The sequence below is a fragment of the Streptomyces sp. NPDC127197 genome (genome assembly GCF_042672405.1).
Taxonomy (GTDB): Bacteria; Actinomycetota; Actinomycetes; order Streptomycetales; family Streptomycetaceae; genus Streptomyces; species Streptomyces flavusporus.
The window spans coordinates 95,487-115,519 of record NZ_JBHXVG010000020.1; the positions used below are offsets into that span (position 1 = coordinate 95,487).

A 20,033-nucleotide genomic window follows, 5' to 3' on the forward strand; every position below is an offset into this window, starting at 1 on the left:
ACGGCGGCTCCGGGGAGAGGGGCCGCCGTGGGCCACGCAGGGCCCACGGGCGGTGACGGTCGGTCAGGACAGGCCGGAGGCCCAGGAGTAGCCCTTGAGGTAAGGATCGGGCTCGACGGGCTTGCCCGAGTCCCACACCTCCTTGATCAGACCGTCGGTGCCGATCTCACCGATGCGGGCGGTCTTGTGGATGTGCTGGGTGGTGCCGTCGACGGTGACCTTGCCCTCGGGCGCCTCGAACGTGATGCCGTCGGAGGCGGCCTTCACCTTCTCCGGGTCGAAGGAGCCGGCCTTCTCGACCATCGCCTTCCACAGGTGGACCGAGGTGTACGCGGCCTCCATCGGGTCACTGGTCGGCTTGTCCGCGCCGTACTTCGCCTTGTACGCCTTCACGAACTTCTCGTTCGCGGCGCCCGCGGTGGTCTGGTAGTAGTTCCAGGCCGTCAACTGGCCCGCCAGGTACTGCGAACCGATCGACTTGACCTCCTCCTCGGCGATCGACACCGACACCACCGGCATGGACTTCGCGGTCAGTCCAGCCGACTTGTACTCCTTGAAGAACGCCACGTTCGAGTCGCCGTTGAGGGTGTTGAAGACGGCGTCCGCCTTCGACGCCTTCACCTTGTTGGCGATGGTGCTGAACTCCGTGGAACCGAGCGGCGCGTAGTCCTCGCCGAGGATCGTCATGCCGTTGGCCTTCGCATACGCCTGGATGATCTTGTTGGCGGTGCGCGGGAAGACATAGTCGCTGCCGACCAGGTAGAGCTTCTTCAGTCCCTTGCTCTTGAGGTAGTCGAGCGCCGGGACGATCTGCTGGTTGGTGGTCGCGCCCGTGTAGAAGATGTACGGCGACTGCTCCAGGCCCTCGTACTGCACCGGGTAGAACAGCAGCGACTTGTTCTTCTCGAACACCGGCTTGACGGCCTTGCGGCTGGCGGAGGTCCAGCAGCCGAACGTGGCGGCGACCCGGTCCTCCTGGATCAGCTTCTGCGCCTTCTCGGCGAACGTCGGCCAGTCGGAGGCGCCGTCCTCGCTGACCGGCTGGATCTTCTTGCCGAGCACCCCGCCGGAGGCGTTGATCTCGTCGATCGCCAGCTTCAGCGAGTCGCGTACGGTCACCTCGCTGATGGCCATGGTGCCGGACAGCGAGTTGAGCAGACCGACCTTGACCGTGTCACCGCTGACGTCGGCCTTCGCGGCTTTGTCGGACGAGCCGGCCGCGTCGGTCTTCGCCCCGCACGCGGACAGTGCCACGACCGCCGCGAGCGCGGCGCCGCCGACCAGAAAACGGCGACGGAGAATACTGGAACCGCTGGACAAATGGACCCCCTCGGGTGTGGAGGACGACAACCTCCTGAAGTGCGGTCCACAGCCTCAAGTCGCGCTGTTTCCGGGGTGTTTCGCGCGACTTTCCCCAAGGCAACAAAAAACGCCCCGGGGGCTTGTTCCCTGCATTCGGAAACCGAATTCACAATGCGCCCGAGGCATTCTAGTTACTTTCTGTGGGAAGTATCTTGGGGTCGCCGCAGGCATGTCAAGGGCGGGAACCGTGAAGATCGAGCTCGGTGAGAACGTCGAAGTCGCAACCGTCCGCGCGCGCCAGGTAGATCCGCTGCCGCACATGGCTGCCCCGCAGATGCAGCAGCCCGCGTGGCCCCTCGTACGACACTGTTTCGGCCGCTGCCCCGATCGCCGACACCTCCAGCGTTCCCGCCCGGCCGATGAGCGCGGCCAGCAACAGCACGCCTTCGTAACAGGATTCGCCGAGGCTGCCCAGTGCGGGCGCCTCGATGCCGTAGCGGTCCGCGTACTCGCCGTGGAAGTCGAGCGTGTCCCGGTTGGCGAGCGAGGCGAAGAACCCGGCGGTGCTGTGCAGGTCGGCGGTGGCCGAAGGGCCGCTCGCCATCAGCATGTTCTCGTCCATCAGCGTGCTCAGCCGCAGACAGCGCGCGTCCAGACCGCAGGCCGCGAACGCCCGGTTGAACCGCACCGCGTCGCTGCCGACCAGCAGCATCAGCACCGCGTCGGCGTCCGACCGCTCGATGTGTCGCAGAACGGGATCGAAGTCGTGGGTGCCGAGCGGGAGATACACCTCACCGGCGATGCTTCCGCCCGACTCGCGGGCGAACGAGTGGGCCGCCCGTGCCGTGCGCCGCGGCCAGACGTAGTCGTTGCCGACGACGAACCATCGGCGCACCCGGCGTTCGAGCGCCAACAGGCCCATTGCAGGCCTCAGTTGGTCGCGAGGGGTCTCGCTGGTCAGGAACACGCCCGCGGTGTGCTCGCCGCCCTCGTACAGCGCGGTGTAGACGTACGGCACGCGATGGGCGATTCTCGGCGCCAGCGCCTGTCGCACCGAGGAGATGTGCCAGCCCGTGACACCCTGCACCACGCCCAGGTCCACCAAGGCCTCGACATGGTCGGCGATCTGCCGCGGCGACACGCCGCCGTCGACGGGGACCAGCCGCAGCTCCCGGCCGAGGACCCCGCCCGCGCGGTTCACCCGCTCCGCGGCCAGTTGGGCGCACAGCTCGCAGGCCGGACCGAAGATCCCCGCCGGTCCCTGCATGGGGAACACGAGGGCCACCCCGAGCGCCGAGGCGTCGGCCGTGAACCATTCGGGAGCGGGAGGATCGTGCCGGAACATGGCATCATGATTTCGGGTCCACCAGGTGAACTCCAGCCCGTCTCATACGATGTGCACACCCGGTGAACTAGGAGCAGGATGTCCACCTCTTCGCGTCGGCCCCACGATCTGATGCAGCTCCTGACGCGGGCCGAGCGGCTGGCCGCGCGCCGCCTCCAGGCCGTCCTGGAGGAGGAGGGCTGCTCGGTGGAGGCCTGGCGGGTTCTCGCCCTGCTCTCCGACGGCTCGGGGCACCACATGACGGCCGTAGCCGAGGCGGCCTTCCTGCCGGCGCCGAGCCTGACCAAGCTCGTCGACCACCTCGTCGACCAGAACCTCGTCCACCGTCGGGTCGATCCCCTCGACCGCCGCCGCATCCTCGCCCACCTCACCCCGCGCGGCCGGGAGTACTGGCGGCGCGTCGACCGGGCGGTCCGCGCGGACTGGCCGTCACTCGGGGACGGCGACGAGGAACTGCTGCGCGCTCTGCTGGAGCGCCTCGCCTCCAAGCTGGACCGGAAGGCGTCCCGCGTGTGACGGGTGCGTCACGACACGTAGCCAGGCGGCCTCGGGCAAGCCGCTGAGCCGAGCACACGGACGTCGGACCTTGCCTACCCTGGAGGTGTGGCTCGTGCGAACGACGAGGTCGCCGCGCTGTTGGCCGAGTATGCGGACCTGATCTCGATCACCGGAGGAGACGCGTTCAAGGCGCGCGTCTACGAGAAGGCCGCGCGCTCGATCGGCGGCTACCACGCCGATGTCTCCACGCTCGACGCCAAGGGCCTCAAGGAGATCCCCAACGTCGGCAAGTCGATCGCGGAGAAGGTCGTCGAGTACCTCCGTACCGGCCGTGTCTCCGTGGTCGAGGAACTGCGCGCGAAGATCCCCGCCGGGGTCCGGCGGCTGACGGCCATCCCCACGCTCGGCCCGAAGAAGGCCCTGGCACTCTACGAGGAGCTGGGCATCTCCTCCGTCGAGGAACTGACCGACGCCATCCACGAGGAGCGGCTGCGGGACCTGAAGGGCTTCGGCCCCAGGACGGAGGAGAAGATCCTGCACGGTATCGCGCTCCTGCAGTCCTCCGGGGACCGCGTGCTGATCGACGCCGCCATGGACGTCGCCGAAGGTGTCGTCGCGGAGCTGTCCCGGGTGACCGGCTGCCGGCGGTGCACGTACGCCGGCTCGCTGCGCCGCCTCCGCGAGACCATCGGCGACATCGACATCCTCACCGCGGCCGAGGACTCGGAGCCGCTGATGCGGGCCTTCACCGAGCTGCCGTACGTCATGGAGGTCATCGCGCAGGGCACGACCAAGACGTCGATCCGCACCACCAAGGGCCTCGCCGTCGACCTGCGCGTCGTGCCCCCGGACTCCTGGGGCGCGGCACTCCAGTACTTCACCGGCTCCAAAGCGCACAACATCCGCACCCGGGAACTGGCCGTGCACCAGGGACTCAAGCTCTCCGAGTACGGGCTGTTCGACGTCGAGAGCGGGGAGAAGATCGTCTCCGAGACGGAGGAGGACGTGTACGACCGGCTCGGCCTGCCCTGGATCCCGCCGCCCCTGCGCGAGGACCGAGGCGAGATCGAGGCCGGGCTGAAAGGCGAACTCCCTGACCTGATCGAGGAGTCGGACATCCGGGGCGACCTGCACACCCACACCGACCTCACCGACGGCCTTGCCCCGCTGGAGGAAATGGTCGCCGCGGCCGCCGAACGCGGACACTCCTACTACGCGATCACCGATCACGCGCCGAACCTCTACATGCAGCGGATGACCGACGAGCGGATGCTGGCCCAGCGCGAGCGCGTACGGGAGCTCGACGGCGAGTACGGCCGGCACGGCAAGCGCCGCGGCATGCGGCTGCTGCACGGCGTGGAGCTGAACATCGACCCCGACGGCGGCGTGGACTGGCCCGACGACTTCCTGGCCGGATTCGATCTGTGCGTGGCCTCGGTGCACTCGCACTTCAACCAGGGGCGCGAGGCGCTCACCCGCCGGCTCGTCCGGGCCTGCGAGAACCCGTACGTCAACATCATCGGCCACCCCACCACCCGCATCATCGGCAAGCGGCCCGGCATCGACGCCGACCTCGACGCGGTCTTCGCCGCCTGCGCACGCACCGGCACGGCCCTGGAGATCAACTCCCATCCCGACCGGCTCGACCTGTGCGACGAACACATCCTGTGGGCCAAGCGGCACGGGGTGAAGTTCGCCATCGACAGCGACGCCCACTCCGTCCTCCACCTGGCCCACCTCCGCTACGGCGTGGGCACGGCGCAACGCGGGTGGATCACCAAGGACGACGTGATCAATACCTGGCCCCAGGCGCGACTGCAACGGTTCCTGCGCAAGGGCCGGACGGCGTGACCAACACGTCCCTGATCTGATTGGACGTCAACTCTTCTGATTCTCCAAACTCCTTGACTGGTCTACACCCTTGACTGGTACAGACCAACGCGGTTGAGTGTGCCTCCACACCCCCCACCACGGCCGCCCCCACGCCGTGGCCGGTATCACCGGCATGTGCGCACGAGGACCGGCTCCGCCCTGCCCTCGACCGGGAGCGGCCGTGCACCGCAAAGGAGTTGACCCTGTGTCGAGGCGCCGTATCTCCGCAGTCCTGAGCTCGCTCGCCCTCGCGGGCACCGCCCTCGCCCTCCAGCCGGCACCGACCGCGGCCGCCGCCGGATTCGTCGTCAGCGAGGCGCAGTTCAACCAGATGTTCCCGAACCGGAATTCCTTCTACACCTACAGCGGCCTCACCGCGGCCCTGAGCGCGTATCCCGCCTTCGCGAACTCGGGCAGCGACACGGTGAAGAAGCAGGAGGCCGCCGCCTTCCTCGCCAACGTCAGTCACGAGACCGGCGGTCTGGTGCACATCGTGGAGCAGAACCAGGCCAACTACCCGCACTACTGCGACTGGAGCCAGTCGTACGGCTGCCCCGCCGGCCAGGCCGCCTACTACGGCCGCGGTCCCATCCAGCTCAGCTGGAACTTCAACTACAAGGCCGCGGGTGACGCGCTCGGCCTCAACCTGCTGAACGACCCCTGGATGGTGCAGAACAACGCCTCCGTCGCCTGGAAGACGGGCCTGTGGTACTGGAACACCCAGACCGGCCCCGGCACCATGACCGGCCACCACGCCATGGTCAACCAAGCGGGCTTCGGCCAGACGATCCGCAGCATCAACGGCGCCCTGGAATGCGACGGCAAGAACCCCGCGCAGGTGCAGAGCCGCGTGTCCAACTACCAACGGTTCACGCAGATTCTCGGGGTTTCACCGGGCGGCAATCTCTATTGCTGACGCTGCTGGTGTCATGCCCTGGCCAGCAGCGAGCTCGGCGATCCGGCCTCCGTGGTCAACGCCCTGAACGTACACGCGTATCCGTGACGCGAGAGCGGGTCCCGGCAGGCGGGGCCCGCACCCGCAGGACTCCGGTCCCGGCCACGACTGGCGCGCGTCGCGTTTTACGTATAACCTCTCCGGTCAATCGCACGTCCGGAAAGGCCCCGATGAGACGCATCGCCCTGGTCACCCTCGTCGTCGACGACTACGACGAGGCGATCCGCTTCTACACCGAGGCCCTCGGTTTCCGGCTCGTCGAGGACGCGCCGCGCCCGGACGGCTCCCGCTGGGTCGTCGTCGGACCCGGGGCGGAGGGAACCGGCACCGCCCTGCTGCTGGCCCGCGCCAAGGGCGAGGCGCAGTGCGACCGGGTCGGTGACCAGACCGGCGGGCGCGTCGGCTTCTTCCTGCACACCGACGACTTCGCCCGCGACCATGCCCGCATGCTCGCGGCGGGCGTGACCTTCCTGGAGCAGCCGCGGCACGAGCCGTACGGCACGGTCGCCGTCTTCCAGGACCTGTACGGCAACCGCTGGGACCTGCTCCAGCCCGTCGACTGACCTGCGCCTCCCTCCGGAGCGCCCCTTCGAACCTCCCGCCAAGGAAAGACCCGCCATGACTGCTACGCGCGTAGACGCAGACACCATCCGCCGGCTGCCCAAGGCCGTGCTGCACGACCACCTCGACGGCGGTCTGCGCCCCACCACCGTCGTGGAGCTCGCGGACGCGGTCGGCCACACCCTGCCCGCCACCGACCCCGACGCGCTCGCCGCCTGGTACTACGACGCCGCGAACTCCGGTGACCTGGTCCGCTACATCGCCACCTTCGAGCACACCCTCGCCGTGATGCAGACCCGCGAGGGACTGCTGCGCACCGCCGAGGAGTACGTCCTGGACCTCGCCTCGGACGGTGTCGTCTACGGCGAGGTGCGCTACGCGCCCGAGCTGATGCTCAAGGGCGGGCTGACCCTGCCCGAGGTCGTCGAGACCGTGCAGGAGGGGCTGGCGGCGGGCATGGCCAAGGCGGCCGCCGCCGGGACGCCGGTCCGGGTGGGCACGTTGCTGTGCGGCATGCGGATGTTCGACCGCAGCCGGGAGATCGCCGACCTGGCGGTCGCCTTCCGGGACGCCGGTGTCGTCGGCTTCGACATCGCGGGCGCCGAGGACGGCTTCCCGCCCGCCGACCATCTCGCCGCCTTCGAGCACCTGCGCCGCGAGAACGTGCCGTTCACCATCCACGCCGGTGAGGCGCACGGTCTGCCCAGCATCCACCAGGCCCTCCAGGTGTGCGGCGCCCAGCGCATCGGCCACGGCGTCCGCATCACCGACGACATCGTGGACGGCAAGCTCGGCCGCCTCGCCGGCTGGGTCCGCGACCGCCGGATCGCGCTGGAGATGTGCCCCACCTCCAACCTGCAGACCGGTGCCGCCACCTCCATCGCCGAGCACCCGATCACCGCGCTGAAGGACCTCGGCTTCCGTGTCACCCTCAACACCGACAACCGGCTCGTGTCGGGCACCACGATGACCCGGGAGATGTTCCTGCTGGTCGAGCAGGCGGGCTGGACGGTCGAGGACCTGCGTACGGTCACCGTGAACGCCGTCAAGAGCGCCTTCATCCCGTTCGACGAGCGGGTCGCCCTCATTCGGGACGTCGTCCTGCCGGGCTACCCGGCCTGAAGCAGCCCCCGCACATAGGCGGCCTGTCCGACGTGCTGGAGATCGTCGGACAGGACGCTCACCAGCCGTACGCCGAGGCTGACCGGCGGGTCCCAGCGCTCGTCCACGATGCGTTCGAGGTCCTTTGCGGTCAGCCCGCGCACGAAGTCGAGCGTCTGCTCGTGCACGGCGTCGTAGTACCCGGTCAGCAGGTCACCGGAGTCGACCCGCACCTTGGCGACCTTCGCCGAGCTGTGCCCGTACCCCGTGTCGCCGCGCGGCAGGCCGAGCCCGAAGCGCTTGTCCCAGCCCTGGGCCGGCCAGACCTGGTCGAGCCCCGAGGCGTCGGCGATGTGGTCGTCCTGGACACGGGTGAGGTGCCAGACCAGCCACGCGATCGAGTTGGCGCGGGCGGAGGGGCGGGCGTTGAGGTCGTCGGCGCTCAGACCGTCGACGACGGCGTGGACTTCTTCCTGGATGCGGCTGTATCCGTCGCTGAGGATGTCCTTGGCATGCATACGTCCCACCATCGCCCATCGGTGGCGTTCATGCCTCCAGCAGTGTCATCAGGGCTCGGGCTGCGGGGCTCGTGGCCTGCGGGGGCGGGAGGAGGGCGACCGTCTCGTAGAGCGCCTCGCCGGTGCCCTTGAGGGGGAGGGCGGTGAGCGACTCCCGCTTGTACCGGAAGTGGTGCGGTACGACGGCGACGCCCAGGTTCTCGTCCAGCAGGTCGAGGAGGCTGTGCACCTCGTTGACCTCCAGCGCCACGGTCCGCCGCACGCCCGCCGCGGTGAAGGCGGCGTCGGTGATGCGACGTGGCCCCCAGTCGGGATGGAAGTCGACGAACACCTCGCCCCCCAGCTCCTCCGGAGTGACGGCCGCGCCGGCTGTGGCCAGCCGGTGGGTCGGATGGCACAGGACGGTCATTGGCTCGCTGGTCAGCGGTACGGAGCGCAGCTGGTCGGAGTCCGGCTGCGTACGGACCGCGAACGCCAGGTCCAGCCGCCCCGCGTCGACCTCCTCCGCCAGCGCTCCGGAACCCGCCTGGCGCAACCGGATCTCCACGTCCGGGTGACGGCGCCGGAACGTGGCGAGCAGCCCGGCGACATCCACCCCGGCGATGCACTGCTCGGTGCCCAGCGCGAGCGTGCCGCGCAGCACGCCCTGCACGGCGGCCACGGCCTCGTGTGCCGAGCGCACCTGTGCCAGGATCCGTTCCGCCTCGCCGAGCAGTGCACGGCCCGCCTCCGTGAGCGTCACCCGCCGGGTCGTCCGCACGAACAGCGGGGTCTGCAACTCCCGCTCCAGCGCCCGGATCGAGGCGGACAGGCCCGACTGGGACACCATCAGCCGTTCCGCGGCCCGGGTGAAGTGCTGGTCCTCGGCGACCGCGACGAAGTGCTGGAGGTGGCGCAGTTCCATGATTGAGAAGCGTACTCGCTGAATTCCATCGGACTCTTCTGTTGGACTGCTGCCCCTGGGCCGAGAAGGATGGAGACCGGTTTTTTTCCGGAACCGTTTCCTCGTGGGCCAACCCCTCTGGAGTCGCGTTGTACACCGCACACCCCGACCGCTACGCGGACATGCCCTATCGGCGCACCGGACGCAGCGGCCTGAAACTCCCCGCGCTGTCGCTCGGACTGTGGCACAACTTCGGCCCGGACCGGCCGGTCGAGACCCAGCGGGCCATCCTGCGGCGCGCCTTCGACCTCGGCGTCACCCACTTCGACCTGGCCAACAACTACGGCCCGCCGCCCGGCGCGGCCGAGTCCGCCCTCGGCGAGGCGCTGCGCGCCGACTTCGCGCCGTACCGGGACGAGCTGGTCATCTCCACCAAGGCCGGCTATCTGATGTGGCCCGGCCCGTACGGCGAGTGGGGCTCCCGCAAGTACCTGCTGTCCTCGCTGGACCAGAGCCTGAAGCGGATGGGCCTGGACTACGTCGACATCTTCTACTCGCACCGCCCCGACCCCGCGACTCCGCTGGAGGAGACGATGGGCGCGCTGCACTCGGCCGTCCAGCAGGGCAAGGCGCTCTACGTCGGCGTCTCGAACTACTTCCCGGAGCAGACCCGGGAAGCCGCCCGGATCCTGGGCGAGCTGGGCACCCCCCTGCTGATCCACCAGCCGCGCTACTCGATGCTCGACCGGCGCCCCGAGGAGGGGCTCCTGGACGCGCTGGACGAGCTGCAGGTCGGCTCCATCGCCTACTCGCCGCTGGAGCAGGGTCTGCTGACCGCCCGCTACCTCGACGGCATCCCGGAGGACTCGCGGGCCGCGAGCGACAGCCCGTTCCTGAACTCCGACGCGGTGACCGAGGAGCTCGTGGGCCGGCTGCGCACCCTGGACGACATCGCCAAGTCCCGCGGACAGTCCCTCGCCCAGATGGCACTGGCCTGGGTCCTGCGTGGCGGCCGGGTCACCTCCGCGCTGGTCGGTGCGAGCAGCCCGCGCCAGCTGGAGGACAGCGTCTCGGCGATCCGTAACCTCGACTTCGACGCGGACGAACTGGCCAGGATCGACGCCGCCGTCAAGGCCTGACCCACCGATCCGGCGCCCGGAGGTGACCCATCGCCTCCGGGCACCGGCTTGCCGTAACGGAATTCCGGAAAGAGTGCCCGTCGATGGTCCCGCGGATCTTGACCCGTCCGCGGATGCTGAAATGGGCGACGGATTCGCGCCAGGCGAGATATGTCCAGCCGCCTTCGATCGGCTGCTCACACAGGACTGCGGCGAATTCCGCATCCACGTTTCCGGTGGTGCCCCGCTCGCGGTGATCTCACTGCCTTCCCGCCGGAGACCTCGTCAACGGGAAAACTCGTCGCGGTCACCCGTTCGGCCCCCGCTGCAGCCGAAGATCGGGCCCTGCGGCCTGCCCTCCCTCACCCGTCGCATTCCGGCCAATACGCGCGGTGAATATGCCAAGAGACTGGCCGGAAAGGCATGGTGACAGTGGTTCAAGAGTGAAGATACTCGAACGCCAGGGACAGTTTCCCAGCACAAGAGCCGCACCGAAAGCGAGGCGCCACCGGCAAGCGAGCAATGCAACGGGGGAGGCGGACGTGCACGACGAATTCCTGTGTCATGTCACGGCGTACGGCACCTGCGGCGGCCGGCGCATCGGCGTACCGCTCGGCACCTACCGGGCCCCCACCCTCGCCCTCGCGCTGTGGTGGCTGCGGGACCGCGCCACCTGGATCGCCGAGCGGCTGGACCCGCAGCCCGGCGACGGGCCCTACCCGCCGCACGCGCTCGTCCCGGTCGGCGACGGCGTGGCCGATGTGCCCGCCGTGCTCCGCGCCTGGTGCGCGGACGTGCGCCGGCAGGAGCTGGTCGCCGAGGAGTTGGCGGCCGGGCGGCTGGTCAGGATCGCCACCAGTGACGACACCACGGAGTACGAACTGCTCGCCGAATCCGTCGACGCCCTGCGGATGCAGCGCACGATTCCGGCGCTGGTCGTGCCCGTCGCCTGACCTGTGCCGGTGGCTGCGCGGACGACGCTCTGACAGCGCACATATGGACGAATCGGTAGAATTTCCGCCATGGTGGAGCAGCCGGTCGCGTCGACAGCGCCCGAACTCGTCCTGGAAACCGAGACGGGCTCCACCGTGATGACCCCCGTCCGCGACTACCGCGTCGGACGCGATCCGCTGTGCGACATCGTCCTCGACGACGACCGGGTCTCTTGGCACCACGCGGTGCTGCGGCCCAATGGCGGCCACTGGACCCTGAAGGACGAGCACAGCACCAACGGCACCTACGCCGACGGCCGCCGCATTGACGCATGGGACGTCGGCCCCGGCAGCGTCATCCGCTTCGGCAACCCCACCGACGGCCCGCGCGCCGTCCTCGTCGGCCTCGCCGACCCGGCCCCGGAGCGCCCGTCGGCGGTCTCCCGCCCCGCCCTCACCCACACCTTCCGGGAGCCCGCCAGCGTGCGGCCGCTGCCCCACCGGACCGTCCGCATCGGCCGCGACGAGGACAACGACCTGGTCGTCGACGACCTGCTCGTCTCGCGCCGGCACGCCGAGCTGCGTGCGCACACCGACGGGACGTACGAGATCGTCGACCTCGGCAGCCACAACGGCACGTACCTCAACGGGCTGCAGGTCACCGCCGCCCTCATCAACCCCGGCGACATCGTCGGCATCGGCCACTCGGACTTCTGCCTCGTCGGCGACCAGCTGCAGGAATACGTCGACACCGGCGAGATCTCCCTCGACGTACAGGACCTCACCGTCGCCGTCGACCGGGGCAGCAAGACGCTCCTCGACGACGTGTCGTTCCCGGTGGGGGAGAAGTGCCTGCTCGCGGTCGTCGGCCCGAGCGGCGCGGGAAAGTCCACGCTGCTGAACGCCCTGACCGGACAGCGCCCCGCCGACCACGGCACGGTCCTGTACGACGGACGCGACCTGTACCACGACTACGCAGAGCTGCGGCAGCGCATCGGTCTCGTCCCGCAGGACGACATCCTGCATGCCCAGCTGACCGTCCGCAGCGCCCTGACCTACGCCGCCGAGCTGCGCTTCCCGCAGGACACCGCCAGGGCCGAGCGCCGCGCGCGGGTCGAGGAGGTGATCCGCGAACTGGGTCTGGAACAGCGCGCGAACCAGCCCGTGCACAGCCTCTCCGGCGGCCAGCGCAAACGGGTCAGCGTGGCGCTCGAGCTGCTGACCAAGCCCTCGCTGCTCTTCCTCGACGAGCCGACCTCCGGCCTGGACCCCGGCATGGACCGCTCGGTGATGCACATGCTGCGCGGCCTCGCCGACGACGGCCGGACCGTCATCGTCGTCACGCACAGCGTCCTCAGCCTCGATGTCTGCGACCGGCTGCTCGTTCTCGCGCCGGGCGGCACGGTGGCCTACTTCGGCCCGCCCGGCGACGCCCTCGCCTTCTTCGGCTTCACCCAGTGGCCGGAGGCCTTCGAGGCGTTCGAGCGGGACCGTGACCGGGACTGGGCGGGGGAGTACCGCGCATCGCCCTTCCACCGGCAGTACATCGCCGACGCCACCGCACAGCCCCGGCGGCCCCGCGAGGGCCCGGTCATCGTCGGCCCGCCGCCCAGGCCGCGCCACTGGGGCGCCCAACTCATCACGCTGGTCCGCCGCTACACGGCCGCGCTCAGCGCCGACCGCACCTTCCTCCTCGTCATGATCGCCCTGCCCTTCGTCATGGGCGGCATGGCCCGCGCCCTGGCGGGCAGTGAGCTGACCCGGCGGTCGGCGATGAACGCCCTGCTCATCCTCTGCGTCGGCGGCGTGCTCACCGGCGCGGCCAACGCCGTGCGCGAGATCGTCAAGGAACGTGTGATCTACCAGCGCGAGCGGGCCGTCGGGCTGTCCAGATCGGCGTACCTGATGTCCAAGGTGGTCGTGCTCGGCACGGTCACCGTGCTGCAGGCCGTCGTGCTGACCCTGGTCGGCCTGCTCGGCGTCGATCTCAACGCACCGGGCGGACAGGGCGTGGTGATGCCGCCCCTTGTGGAGATCACCATCGCCGTCGCCCTGCTGGCTTTCACGGCGATGATGCTCGGTCTGGTGGTCTCCGCGCTGGTGCGCAAGGAGGAGGTGACGATGCCGCTGCTCGTGCTGCTCGCCCTCGTCCAGGTCGTCTTCTGCGGTGCCCTGCTGCAGCTGGACGGTGTGCCAGGACTGGAGCAGGTGGCCTGGCTGGTGCCCGCGCGCTGGGCGTTCGGCGCGATGGCCGCCACCATCGACCTGGCCCGCGTCTCGCCCGGCGACCTGACCGGCGATCCCCTGTTCGAGCATGCGGTCGGAGTGTGGCTGCTCGACATCGGCATGCTCGTCGTCCTGTCGGTGGTGTTCGGCTACGTGGTGTCCCGGCTGCTGCGCCGCCGCGAGCCCGTCGTGATGCGGAAGTAGGTTCCGGCCATGGCGAGCCCCGGGTTCCGGCCCACCCACGTCGTCCCCCGGCACGGGATGCCCGCCTGGGAGTCGCCCGAACCCGCCCGGCCCACCGTGCCCCTCGATCCGCTGCTGCCGGTCCAGCTGGTCGAGCGGCGCGGCGACTGGGGGCGGATCCTGTGCGCCAACGGCTGGTCCGCCTGGGTCGACGGCCGTTACCTGGTCGCCGTACCCGAGGACCCGCCCACCGAGCACGAGCCGCTCGCCACCACCGCCGACCCCCGGCCACTGCTCGCCCGCGCGGAGCGGGCACTCGCCCGCTACCGGGCGGCCGTCGAGGACCTGGCGGCCGGCGGGCTCGACGGCGAGTCCTTCCGCGACCGGACACAGGGAGCGCGGATCGGAGTGGTCGTCGACGGGGAGTCCGTGTGGCTGTACGACGCCGAGGGCGGGCAGTGGGCGTACAGCGACGGGGCGCGGCTGAGCACCTACGCGGCGGACGAGGCGCCGCGCGCCACCGAGGATCCCGGCCACGTCCCCACTCGGGTCGTGACACCCGACGGTGAGACCTGATGGTGGGCGACACCGGCCTGTTCTCCGGGCGGCCCTCCGAACTGATCGGACGGCAGGTCGCCGGCTACCGGATCGAGCACGAACTGGGCCGCGGCGGCATGGCCGTCGTCTACCGCGCCCGCGACCTGCGCCTGGACCGCACCGTCGCGCTCAAGCTGCTCGCCCCCGAACTCGCCCGCACCGACACCTTCCGGCGGCGCTTCAGCCATGAGTCCCGGGTGGCCGCCGCGATCGACCATCCGCACATCGTGCCGGTCTTCGAGGCGGGCGAGACGGACGGGATCCTGTACATCGCCATGCGCTATGTCGCCGGCAGCGACCTGCGCCATCTGCTCGACCGGCAGGGCCCGTTGCCGCCCGCGACCGCCGTGCGCATCGCGGCGCAGGTCGCCTCCGCGCTGGACGCCGCCCACGAGCACGGGCTGGTCCACCGGGACGTCAAACCCGGCAACATCCTGGTGGCCCGCGGCACCGACAGCGACCACCCCGAGCACGTCTACCTCACCGACTTCGGTCTGACGAAGAAGTCGCTGTCGCTGACCGGCTTCACCACGGTGGGACAGTTCGTCGGCACCCTCGACTACGTCGCCCCCGAGCAGATCGCGGGCCGCCCCGTCGACGGCCGGTGCGACGTCTACGGCCTCGCCTGCGTGGTCTACGAGTGCCTGGCCGGCCACCCGCCGTTCCGCCGTGACGACGACATGGCGCTGCTGTGGGCCCACCAGTACGACCCGCCGCCGCCCCTGACCGGGGCCCGCCCCGAACTCGCCGGACCTGTCGACCCGGTCTTCGGCCGCGCCCTGGCCAAGATCCCCGACGAACGGTACGACTCCTGCCTCGCCTTCGTCGCGGACCTGCGCACCGCCCTGGCCGGTGTCAGGAACGGCGGCCACCCGCAGACAGAGGTCGACCTGAGGGTCCCCCCGAAGCCGCCACCGCGCTGGGCCGAGCCCGTCGTCGGCCGTGGCCATCTGGCGAGGGAACCCTCATCGCCGGCTGGCTCGTCCTCAGGGCGGACGACGGGAAGGTGACGACGGAGCCTGGGTGGCCGCACCCCGCCGCTGCACCCTTGCGGCCAGAAGCGCGCCCAGGAAGCCGGTCACCAGACCCCACAGCACGGCCAGGCCCAGCGCCGTCCAGATCCGGGGCCGCAGAAACAGTTCTCCCGCGAGAAATCCGCCCAGGTCGCCGATGCCGAGCACGGACAGGCCGTACGACGCGACGATCCGGCCGACCAGGCAGATCATCAGCACCGTGAGGGCCAGCGCGACCGCCATGTGCACGGCGTGCCGCCAGGCCCGCAGCCGGGCCGGAGAACGCGCCGCCATCACGAACGCGGCCGCCGGCACCAGCACCGCGTCGGCCACCACCAGCCACCACACCCGGCCGTCGTGCTCGGCGAGCGTGCCCACATTGAGCACGGCGACGTCCGAGGAGCGCAGCACCTCGTCGAGGACATGCGGCATCGGCAGCTCGAACGGCCCCTCCACGCGGCCGTCCCAGGTGGCGCCCAGGCCGATCGTGAACGCGAGCCACACCAGGTTCGGCAGACCCAGCAGGATCACGGCGAACGTCTCGGCCGGGTGCCTGCGCGTCGCCGCGACGACCAGGCCGATGACGACGCCGAGCATGACGTACGTGAGGAGGAGAGCGACCATGGCGTACGCGGCCGGGCGCACCGACTCCCGGAACCGCAGCAGCCTGCCCGGCAGCGGAGCTCCGGGCGCCACCAGCAGTGCCAGCACCAGCACGCCGGCCAGCCACAGCAGCCCGAAGACCAGCGTCACCGGCACGTCCGTGGTGAAGCCCACCTCGGGCGAGACGCCGAACAGATCGGTGATGTCGCTGATCGCGTCCTCGCCGACGGAGATGGTGAACGTCTGCCGGGCCCCGAGGGCCAGTCCGAGCAGCGCGAGCAGCCACAGGACGGCGATTCTGGCGGCCCACCCGCCCAGCTCCCCGGCACCGGCCACCGCCCGGTGCCGCAGCGGTCGCAGAAATCCCACGGCGACCACCAGGGCCCCGGCGAGCGTCACCGACAGCGGAATCACGGTCAGCCCCGCCTCGGTCTCGGCGAGGCCCCCGACGTCGCCCGACAGCTCGACGGCGCCGCCCACCGCCGTGACGACGGTCGCGGCAGCCACCCGCGGGAACGCGCCGTCCGGGAGGTCGGCGGCCCCCGCCGCCCACAGGCCCAGCGTGGCGGTGATCCCCATGGCGATCATTCCCGCCAGCACGACGGCGACGGCCTGCACCCAGCCGTGGCGGGCGGCGGCCTGCTCGGAGGGGATGCGCGGGCTCACCTTGTCACGCTAAGCAGCACCGGCACCGGGCGCGCGCCGGGAGGTCCGTCCGCGTCGGCTTGCGGGCCGTACCCGACCGAAGCGCACAATGACCGGAACACGGAAGAAAGCTGAGAAAAGCGGCGAAAGTGAGTTTGAGGGCCGCCGGCACTCCACAACGGGAGCAGAGCTCGTGAGCGTCGAACCGCCGTCGTCCGGCCGTCCCGCCGGCCCACCCTCCGGCCCGCTGTCGGGACCGCCCGAGCCGCCCCCGGGACCGCCCTCCCAGCCGCCCAGTGGGGGAGCCGAGCCCCCCGAGCCACGCCCGCCGTGGTGGCGTTCTGCACCCCGGATCGCCGTGCTCGCCGCCGTCGTGGTGGCCGCCGTGGTCGTCGCCGTCGTCCTGACCCGGCCCGACGGCGGGGGCACCGGCTCACAGGGCGAGGTCTTCCTCCAGCCCGCGGGCAGCACGGGCCCCGACCCTTTCACCGAGTCCACCGCGACGGACAGCTCCGCCCCACCGGCCACGCCGAGTCCGGCGACCGGGTCGCCGCCGCCGAACGCCGTACGGGGCGTGGCCGGCGGCGCCCCCGGGCTCTACGGCGGCACCCGCAACGTCGCCACGTGCGACGTGGAGAAACAGATCAGGTTCCTCCAGGCGGACGAGGCCAAGAACAGGGCCTTCGCCTCGGTGGCCGGCGTCGCCCCGTCCCAGGTCCCGGCCCACCTGCGCTCGCTCACTCCTGTACAGCTCCGCATGGACACCCGCGTCACCAACCACGGCTACCGCGCCGGCGCCGCCACCAGCTACCAGGCCGTCCTGCAGGCGGGTACGGCCGTCCTCGTCGACGACCGCGGGGTGCCCCGCGTGCGGTGCGCCTGCGGAAACCCGCTGACCCCGCCGGTCGCCCAGCGGACCACGCCGAAACCGACCGGCGAGGCCTGGCCGTCGTATCGCTCCTCGAACGTCGTTGTGGTCACCCCCGCGCCGAAGGCCGTCGACGTCTTCGTTCTCTACGACCCCGACCGCGGCGAGTGGATCGCCCGCCGGCCCGGCGACACGGGTGGGAAGGACCAGAAGACCGAGCCGCCGGCGACCCGGCCCACACCCTCGCTCACCCCGTCCACACCGCCGTCACCGGCCCCGGACTCTCCGCCCTCGCCGTCCCCGAGGCCCCGGACGTCCGCGCCGGAACCGCCGGCCCCGGAGCCGGAGAGCCCTCAGTCCCCGAGGTCCCCCGAACCGCCGGAATCCCCTGAGCCCCTTGAGCCCCCAGAGTCTCCTGAGGCCCCCGAGTCCCCTGCGCCCTCGCCGCCGCAACCCCCGCTTGCATCCGGGCCGACCGCCCGGTCGTCGTTCACGGACCGTGTTCCCGAGGCGCCCGCTCCCGCTCCGGCAGTGTGACGCGTCCTGCACTATGGACTGCGGCGCCCGGCTCGGGGTACGAGGACTGGTGCAGCAACGTCCGGCACGGCCGGCTTCGGAGAGAGACACGCATGATCGAGTACCGGGACGGGTCCGTCGTACCGACTGGTTTCGACGTGCCCGTGGAACCGCTGCGGCGGGCGGCGCACTACACCGGCGAGCCGGGATGCATCGCCGAGGCACGCTCCCTCGCCGCACTCTTCCTCGAGCAGCTCAGGACCGAGTGGTGCGCCGAGATCGGCTCCCGCGCCGAACAGGCGGTGCTCCTTGTCGTCAGCGAGCTCGTGACGAACGCGGACCGGCACAGCAACGGTCCGTACATCCTGGAGCTGGAGGGCACGGACAGCTCCATGACGGTGTGCGTCTGCGACAGCAGCGCCGCACTGCCCCTGCGGTTTCCCCGCGATCCCGCACGGGTCGGCAGGCACGGTCTGGAGATAGTCCATGCGCTGGCGACGAAGGTGACCGTCGAACGGGTGCCGGTCGGCAAGCGGGTGAGCGCCGTCGTCGAGCTGAGCGGCTGAGCGCGCCCTGGACGCGATGTCGTGACGCCGCGGTCAGGCGCAGTCGAGCTCCCCGAGCATGCCCCGCCGCAGCCGTACGATGATCCGCTTGAGCAGCCGGGAGACATGCATCTGCGAGCAGCCGAGCCGCTCGCCGATCTCGGCCTGAGTGGCCTCCTCCACAAACCTCAGGTGCAGGATCCGACGGTCGCGTTCGTCCAGCTCGGCCATGAGCGGGGCGAGCGACTGGAAGTCCTCGACCAGTCGCAGCCCGTGCTCCTCGACGCCGATGTAGTCGGCGAGCACTGCCTCGCCGTGCTCGGGTCCGTTGCCGGTGAGCGCGGCGTCCAGCGACGCGGAGTTGTAGCCGTTGGCGGCGAACTGACCCTCCACCACCTCGTCCTCGGAGATGTTCATCAGCGTGGCGAGCTCCGCCACCGTCGGTTCGCGGTCCAGACGGCTGGAGAGCTCCTCACGCGCCTTGGCCAGTTCCACACGCAGCTCCTGCAGGCGACGTGGGACGTGCACCGCCCATGTCGTGTCGCGGAAGAACCGCTTGATCTCGCCCATGATGTACGGCAGCGCGAACGACGTGAACTCGACCTCGCGGGCCGGGTCGAACCGGTCGATGGCCTTGATCAGGCCGATCATCCCGGTCTGGACGATGTCCTCCATGTCGTCCCCGCGGTTGCGGAACCGCCCGGCGGCGAACCGCACCAGCGAGATGTTCATCTCGATCAGCGTGTTGCGCGCGTACTGGTATGCGTGCGTGCCCTCCTCGAGAGCCGCCATCCGCTCGAAGAACTGGCGGGACAACTCGCGCGCGTCGCGCGGAGCCACGGTCCTGGGGTCCACGATCACGGCGGTGTCCATTGCCTCTCCCACGAAAGTCCGGTGCGACGTCTGCCTCTTCGGGCGGGTACCCGGGGCGTAGCGGGTCATGCGCCGTCAATTGCCGGTTCGGGTCGCGGAGATGAGCTCGTGGAGGTATCGCTTGGTGACGCTGCCGCCGTGATACGTGTCGATCAACTCCCGGATGCACGCGAGCAGGCCGTGCCGAGCGCGGTCGTCGAGTGCGCGGTGGCCCGAGTAGGTGAGCAGCACATCGATGTACTGGTCGGCGGAGTACGTGATCTCCTGGGCGTGACGTGTCACGGTGACGTGCTCGAAGCGCGCGGACCGGGTCAACTCATCCGTGTCCGAGGCGGTTTCGGTCTCGTCGAGCAGTCGCAGGCCGGGTGGGGTGGCCGGATCCCAGCGCTCGTAGCAGCGCTGGGCTCGGGCGAAGAAGTCCGTGCTGCCGCCGGCCACATGGTGGGTGGTGACGAGGGCGAGACCTCCTCCGGGGCGCAGGACGTCCGCCGCCTTCTGTACGCGGACGGCGGGATCGATCCAGTGGAACGCGGTCGCGCTCACCACCACGTCGTACGGCTCCCGCGGCGGCTCCCATCCTTCGAACTCCGCCACCTCCACGTCCACGAGCGGAAACCCCCGCAGCCGACGCCGGGCCACGGCCGCCAGGGCGGGTCCCAGCTCCACGGCCGTGATCCGGCAGCCGAACGTGGCGAGGGGGACGGTGAGTTGGCCGGTTCCGGGCCCCACTTCCAGGACCCGGTCGGCCGGGCCCAGACCTGTCATTCGGGCCAAGTCCTCGACCAGGGCGCCGGGATACCGCGGCCGTGCCCTGTCGTACAGCTCCGCGGCCTCGTTGAACGTGTCCCGCAGCACGGCACCGCATCCCTTCCCCTCGGA

At 70.5% G+C, this 20,033-nt stretch carries 20 protein-coding genes; 12 read left to right on the forward strand and 8 right to left on the reverse strand.

The window, feature by feature from the left end; all coding sequences use genetic code 11:
- Positions 1–63: 63 nt before the first annotated feature.
- Positions 64–1,320 carry an urea ABC transporter substrate-binding protein gene (urtA, locus tag ACFVJQ_RS27850; RefSeq protein ID WP_385787988.1) on the reverse strand — a complete coding sequence of 419 codons (1,257 nt, stop codon included), beginning with the start codon at positions 1,318–1,320 and terminating at the stop codon, positions 64–66.
- Positions 1,321–1,534: 214 nt separating this feature from the next.
- Entirely contained in the window at positions 1,535–2,647 is a 1,113-nt protein-coding gene (locus tag ACFVJQ_RS27855; RefSeq protein ID WP_385787991.1) for a substrate-binding domain-containing protein, read from the reverse strand.
- Positions 2,648–2,725: 78 nt separating this feature from the next.
- Here ACFVJQ_RS27855 and ACFVJQ_RS27860 point away from each other — a divergent pair, with 78 nt between their 5' ends.
- The 5 genes from ACFVJQ_RS27860 (at position 2,726) to ACFVJQ_RS27880 (ending at position 7,655) form a co-directional block, all read left to right on the forward strand.
- Positions 2,726–3,163 (forward strand): MarR family winged helix-turn-helix transcriptional regulator, encoded by a 438-nt coding sequence (locus ACFVJQ_RS27860; protein WP_385787994.1) that lies wholly within the window; start codon positions 2,726–2,728, stop codon positions 3,161–3,163.
- Positions 3,164–3,250: 87 nt separating this feature from the next.
- Positions 3,251–4,996 (forward strand): DNA polymerase/3'-5' exonuclease PolX, encoded by a 1,746-nt coding sequence (gene polX / locus ACFVJQ_RS27865; protein WP_385787997.1) that lies wholly within the window; start codon positions 3,251–3,253, stop codon positions 4,994–4,996.
- A 226-nt stretch (positions 4,997–5,222) separates the two neighbouring features.
- The gene (locus ACFVJQ_RS27870) at positions 5,223–5,933 is read left to right on the forward strand and encodes a chitinase (protein WP_385514947.1); all 711 of its coding nucleotides are present in this window, start codon (positions 5,223–5,225) and stop codon (positions 5,931–5,933) included.
- A gap of 209 nt (positions 5,934–6,142) precedes the next feature.
- On the forward strand, positions 6,143–6,535 hold the full coding sequence (locus tag ACFVJQ_RS27875; RefSeq protein WP_385788000.1) for a VOC family protein: 393 nt from the start codon (positions 6,143–6,145) through the stop codon (positions 6,533–6,535).
- Between the two features lie 55 nt (positions 6,536–6,590).
- The gene (locus tag ACFVJQ_RS27880) at positions 6,591–7,655 is read left to right on the forward strand and encodes an adenosine deaminase (RefSeq protein WP_385788003.1); all 1,065 of its coding nucleotides are present in this window, start codon (positions 6,591–6,593) and stop codon (positions 7,653–7,655) included.
- Here ACFVJQ_RS27880 and ACFVJQ_RS27885 read toward each other — a convergent pair.
- Together ACFVJQ_RS27885 and ACFVJQ_RS27890 are read right to left on the reverse strand one after the other, a co-directional pair.
- Positions 7,643–8,152: a DinB family protein gene (locus tag ACFVJQ_RS27885; protein WP_385514944.1), complete on the reverse strand. Its 510-nt coding sequence runs from the start codon at positions 8,150–8,152 to the stop codon at positions 7,643–7,645. The genes ACFVJQ_RS27880 and ACFVJQ_RS27885 overlap by 13 nt on opposite strands.
- Positions 8,153–8,180: 28 nt before the next feature.
- Positions 8,181–9,056, reverse strand: a complete 876-nt coding sequence (locus ACFVJQ_RS27890) for a LysR substrate-binding domain-containing protein (RefSeq protein ID WP_385788006.1) — start codon at positions 9,054–9,056, stop codon at positions 8,181–8,183.
- A gap of 128 nt (positions 9,057–9,184) precedes the next feature.
- Here ACFVJQ_RS27890 and mgrA point away from each other — a divergent pair, with 128 nt between their 5' ends.
- Entirely contained in the window at positions 9,185–10,174 is a 990-nt protein-coding gene (mgrA, locus tag ACFVJQ_RS27895) for an L-glyceraldehyde 3-phosphate reductase (protein ID WP_385788009.1), read from the forward strand.
- Here the strand turns inward: mgrA and ACFVJQ_RS27900 are convergent.
- Entirely contained in the window at positions 10,164–10,382 is a 219-nt protein-coding gene (locus tag ACFVJQ_RS27900; protein ID WP_385514941.1) for a DUF1905 domain-containing protein, read from the reverse strand. The two genes, mgrA and ACFVJQ_RS27900, sit on opposite strands and share 11 nt — an antisense overlap.
- 313 nt (positions 10,383–10,695) lie before the next feature.
- On the opposite strand from ACFVJQ_RS27900, the gene ACFVJQ_RS27905 reads away from it, so the two are divergent.
- The 4 genes from ACFVJQ_RS27905 (at position 10,696) to ACFVJQ_RS27920 (ending at position 15,101) form a co-directional block, all read left to right on the forward strand.
- Positions 10,696–11,106: a hypothetical protein gene (locus ACFVJQ_RS27905; protein WP_224735942.1), complete on the forward strand. Its 411-nt coding sequence runs from the start codon at positions 10,696–10,698 to the stop codon at positions 11,104–11,106.
- A gap of 69 nt (positions 11,107–11,175) precedes the next feature.
- Entirely contained in the window at positions 11,176–13,515 is a 2,340-nt protein-coding gene (locus ACFVJQ_RS27910; RefSeq protein WP_385514940.1) for an FHA domain-containing protein, read from the forward strand.
- Positions 13,516–13,524: 9 nt separating this feature from the next.
- Positions 13,525–14,070 (forward strand): hypothetical protein, encoded by a 546-nt coding sequence (locus ACFVJQ_RS27915; protein WP_385514939.1) that lies wholly within the window; start codon positions 13,525–13,527, stop codon positions 14,068–14,070.
- Positions 14,070–15,101, forward strand: coding sequence for a serine/threonine-protein kinase (locus tag ACFVJQ_RS27920; protein ID WP_385514938.1), 1,032 nt, complete (start codon positions 14,070–14,072; stop codon positions 15,099–15,101). Before ACFVJQ_RS27915 ends, ACFVJQ_RS27920 begins: the two co-directional genes overlap by 1 nt.
- Here the strand turns inward: ACFVJQ_RS27920 and ACFVJQ_RS27925 are convergent.
- Positions 15,078–16,373 carry a streptophobe family protein gene (locus tag ACFVJQ_RS27925; protein WP_385788015.1) on the reverse strand — a complete coding sequence of 432 codons (1,296 nt, stop codon included), beginning with the start codon at positions 16,371–16,373 and terminating at the stop codon, positions 15,078–15,080. The two genes, ACFVJQ_RS27920 and ACFVJQ_RS27925, sit on opposite strands and share 24 nt — an antisense overlap.
- Positions 16,374–16,545: 172 nt before the next feature.
- Between ACFVJQ_RS27925 and ACFVJQ_RS27930 the strand changes: the two genes are divergently transcribed.
- Together ACFVJQ_RS27930 and ACFVJQ_RS27935 are read left to right on the forward strand one after the other, a co-directional pair.
- Positions 16,546–17,757, forward strand: coding sequence for a DUF6777 domain-containing protein (locus ACFVJQ_RS27930; protein ID WP_385788018.1), 1,212 nt, complete (start codon positions 16,546–16,548; stop codon positions 17,755–17,757).
- A 92-nt stretch (positions 17,758–17,849) separates the two neighbouring features.
- Positions 17,850–18,302, forward strand: a complete 453-nt coding sequence (locus ACFVJQ_RS27935) for an ATP-binding protein (RefSeq protein ID WP_385788021.1) — start codon at positions 17,850–17,852, stop codon at positions 18,300–18,302.
- Between the two features lie 33 nt (positions 18,303–18,335).
- On the opposite strand, the gene ACFVJQ_RS27940 is transcribed toward ACFVJQ_RS27935, so the two are convergent.
- Both ACFVJQ_RS27940 and ACFVJQ_RS27945 read right to left on the reverse strand, forming a co-directional pair.
- Entirely contained in the window at positions 18,336–19,154 is an 819-nt protein-coding gene (locus ACFVJQ_RS27940; RefSeq protein WP_385788024.1) for an RNA polymerase sigma factor SigF, read from the reverse strand.
- A gap of 75 nt (positions 19,155–19,229) precedes the next feature.
- Complete coding sequence (locus tag ACFVJQ_RS27945) at positions 19,230–20,009, reverse strand: class I SAM-dependent methyltransferase (RefSeq protein WP_385514934.1); 780 nt, start codon at positions 20,007–20,009, stop codon at positions 19,230–19,232.
- Positions 20,010–20,033 lie beyond the last annotated feature (24 nt).

Bases quoted from the DNA above. Each gene is read 5' to 3' on its own strand.
- ACFVJQ_RS27855 (WP_385787991.1), bottom strand. From the start codon at position 2,647: ATGTTCCGGCACGATCCTCCCGCTCCCGAATGGTTCACGGCCGACGCC.
- ACFVJQ_RS27860 (WP_385787994.1), top strand. From the start codon at position 2,726: ATGTCCACCTCTTCGCGTCGGCCCCACGATCTGATGCAGCTCCTGACG.
- ACFVJQ_RS27875 (WP_385788000.1), top strand. From the start codon at position 6,143: ATGAGACGCATCGCCCTGGTCACCCTCGTCGTCGACGACTACGACGAG.
- ACFVJQ_RS27880 (WP_385788003.1), top strand. From the start codon at position 6,591: ATGACTGCTACGCGCGTAGACGCAGACACCATCCGCCGGCTGCCCAAG.
- ACFVJQ_RS27885 (WP_385514944.1), bottom strand. From the start codon at position 8,152: ATGCATGCCAAGGACATCCTCAGCGACGGATACAGCCGCATCCAGGAA.
- ACFVJQ_RS27890 (WP_385788006.1), bottom strand. From the start codon at position 9,056: ATGGAACTGCGCCACCTCCAGCACTTCGTCGCGGTCGCCGAGGACCAG.
- ACFVJQ_RS27910 (WP_385514940.1), top strand. From the start codon at position 11,176: ATGGTGGAGCAGCCGGTCGCGTCGACAGCGCCCGAACTCGTCCTGGAA.
- ACFVJQ_RS27915 (WP_385514939.1), top strand. From the start codon at position 13,525: ATGGCGAGCCCCGGGTTCCGGCCCACCCACGTCGTCCCCCGGCACGGG.
- ACFVJQ_RS27920 (WP_385514938.1), top strand. From the start codon at position 14,070: ATGGTGGGCGACACCGGCCTGTTCTCCGGGCGGCCCTCCGAACTGATC.
- ACFVJQ_RS27935 (WP_385788021.1), top strand. From the start codon at position 17,850: ATGATCGAGTACCGGGACGGGTCCGTCGTACCGACTGGTTTCGACGTG.
- ACFVJQ_RS27940 (WP_385788024.1), bottom strand. From the start codon at position 19,154: ATGGACACCGCCGTGATCGTGGACCCCAGGACCGTGGCTCCGCGCGAC.